Source organism: Phenylobacterium sp. (genome assembly GCF_036263695.1).
Lineage (GTDB): Bacteria > Pseudomonadota > Alphaproteobacteria > Caulobacterales > Caulobacteraceae > Phenylobacterium.
The window spans coordinates 1-2,609 of record NZ_DATAGM010000017.1 but is presented as its reverse complement, the minus strand read 5'-3'; the positions used below and the strand labels follow the sequence as shown (position 1 = coordinate 2,609).

The 2,609-nt window shown below is 71.9% G+C and carries 3 protein-coding genes; 2 read left to right on the top strand and 1 reads right to left on the bottom strand.

Annotation, left to right across the window (positions count from 1 at the left end; translation table 11 throughout):
- Positions 1-413 (top strand): glutamate--tRNA ligase family protein (locus tag VHK87_RS00545; protein WP_329632947.1); only part of this gene is annotated, 413 nt, incomplete at its 5' end.
- Positions 406-1,293: a DMT family transporter gene (locus tag VHK87_RS00540; protein WP_329632946.1), complete on the top strand. Its 888-nt coding sequence runs from the start codon at positions 406-408 to the stop codon at positions 1,291-1,293. The genes VHK87_RS00545 and VHK87_RS00540, both read left to right, overlap by 8 nt.
- Before the next feature lie 128 nt (positions 1,294-1,421).
- Here the strand turns inward: VHK87_RS00540 and VHK87_RS00535 are convergent.
- A partial coding sequence (locus VHK87_RS00535; protein ID WP_329632945.1) for a protein adenylyltransferase SelO family protein occupies positions 1,422-2,609 on the bottom strand: 1,188 nt, incomplete at its 5' end.

Sequence of the window (2,609 nt, the reverse complement as noted above, 5' to 3'; positions counted from 1 at the left end):
TGGCCGCGGCGGAGGCCCGGCTCGGCGGCATCAACAAGCTGATGTTCGCGGAGGAAGGCGCCGGCCCAAACGGCGAGACCGGGCCCGTCGCCGCGCGCCCGGCCCTCGGAGGCGACGTGGTGCTGGCGCGCAAGGACGTGGGCGTCGCCTATCATCTTGCGGTGGTCGTCGACGACGCGCTGCAGGGGATCACCCACGTGATCCGCGGCCAGGACCTCTTCGAGGCGGCGCACGTCCAGCGCCTGCTGCAGGCGCTGCTGGACCTGCCGACGCCCGTCTACCGCCACCACCGCCTGCTGGTCGGCCCGGACGGCAAGCGCTACGCCAAGCGCGACAGGGCCGAGACGCTGGCCGAGCTGCGGGCCCGGGGCGTCTCGCCGGAAGAGCTGCGGCGGGAGCTCGGCTTTGACTGAATCGCGAAGCGAAGGCCGCTGGCAGGGCCTGGCCGTGCTGGTCTTCGGGGCGGTGGTCATCGGCCTGGCGCCCATCCTGGTTCGGCTGGCCGAGACCGGCCCGGCGGCGGCCGGCTTCTGGCGGCTGGTGTTCGCAACGCCCCTGCTGGTGGCGCTCAGCGTCCGGCCGGGCGCGGAGCAGGCGGGCCCGCCGCCGAAGGCCGCCTTCCTGGCCGGGCTGATGTTCGCCCTCGACCTGGGCTTCTGGCACTACGGCATCGCCCTGACTTCGATCGCCAACGCCACAGTGCTGACCAACCTGACGCCGGTGATCGTCACCGCCTTCGCCTGGATCTTCTTCAAGCAGGCGCCGCAGCGGCTGTTCATCGCGGCCGTCGCCCTGGCGGTCTCCGGCGCCTGGATGATGGCAGTGGCGCGGGGCGGCTCGCCGGGGGTGAACCCGCCGCTGGGCGACGCCCTCTCGCTGGCCACCACCCTCTGGTACGCCCTCTACATGATCGCCGTGGCGCAGGCCCGCCGGCATGCGGGCGCGGTGCAGGTGATGCTGTGGTCGACCCTCACCGGCCTGCCCTTCCTCTTGGCCGGCGCCCTGATCCTGCGCGAGGACTTCGCGCCGGAAACCTGGGCCGGCTGGGCCGCCTGCATCGGGCTCGGCGTCATGCACGTGGCGGGCCAGGGCTCGATCGCCTGGGCGCTCGGCCGCCTGCCCGCCGCCACCGCCTCAGTGGTGGTGCTGATCCAGCCGGTGATCGCCGCCGCCCTCGGCTGGTTGCTGTTCGCCGAGGCGTTGGGGCCTTGGCAGGCCCTGGGCGCCGTGATCGCCCTGGCCGGCATCGCCCTCGCCCAATGGGCCGGCCGGCCGCGGGCGGAAGCGGCCTGAACTCACCCGCGGTTACCCCGCCCCCAACACCGCTTGTCCGGACGGGAGCCCGGACCCATCCGAGGCTGGGAGGGCTGGGCCGACGCCGACTGGATCCCGGCTTTCGCCGGGATGAGCGGTGGACGATTTCAGGCTAGCGCATACGCCTGCCGCGCGACCTCGATGCTCGCCAGCTTGGCCTGGAACGCGCTCCAGTCGTCGCCCTCGGCGATGCGGGCCCAGATGGCCTCGATCTCGTCGTAGAGCAGCTCCTCCGGCTCTGGCCTTGCGAAATAGTCGGCGCTCAGACGCTCAGGCCGATCCGGCTCGTAAGCGGCCAGCAGCTGGCGGAAGTCGGCGAACCCCTCGGCTTGGTAGATGTCGCCTCGGGGCCCCTTCAGCGCCCGCGCATCGTCCCTGCAGAACCAGTCAAAGAAGAAAGGCTCCCAGCGCAGCCGCTCACCGCCCGCCGCAATGGCTTTGAAAGCGGCGTTGACGAACTCGGTGTCCGCGTCCGGCGTGCGCGCCTTAAGCCCCAGCCGCGCCAGCATGGCCGCGGTCAGCTCGCGCCGGTAATGGCCGGCGAAGGTGTTGAGCGCCTCGACCAACGGGTCCTGGCCGGTGACGAGGGTCAGGCAGCCGGCCAGCTGCTGCAGGTTCCAGAACACCGCCTCCGGCTGGCGGCCGAAGCTGTAGAGCCCGGTCTGGTCGAAGTAGGCCGCGGTGAAGTTGGGGTCGTTGCGCGGCAGGAAGCGGTAAGGGCCGTAGTCGAAGCTCTCTCCGGTGATGTTCATGTTGTCGGTGTTGAGCACCCCGTGCACGAACCCCGCGGTCATCCAACTGGCGGCCAGCCGGGCCGAGCGCTCGGTCACCGCCGCCAGCAGCGCGGCGGCCCGATCGGGCGCGTTGTGGAGCTCCGGGTAGTACCAGGCCACCACGTAGTCGATCAGCTTCCCGATCCGCTCCGCCTGGTCGAAGAAGGCCTGCCGCTGGAAGGTGCCGAAGCGGATGTGGCTGTGCGAGAGGCGCGTCAGCACCGACGAGCGCGTCGGGCTCGGCTCGTCGCCGCGGTAGAGCGCCTCGCCGGTCTCCACCAGCGAGAAGGACCGCGAGGTGGGCACGCCCAGCGCCTCCAGCATCGCGGTGGCCAGCACCTCGCGCACGCCGCCTTTCAGCGTCAGCCGGCCGTCGCCCTGGCGCGACCACGGCGTCTGACCCGAGCCCTTGGTGCCGAGGTCCAGCAGCCGCCCCGTCGCGGCCTCCCGCAGCTGGGCGAAGGTGAAGCCGCGGCCGTCGCCGAGCTCGGGGTTGTAAACCCGGAACTGGTGGCCGTGATA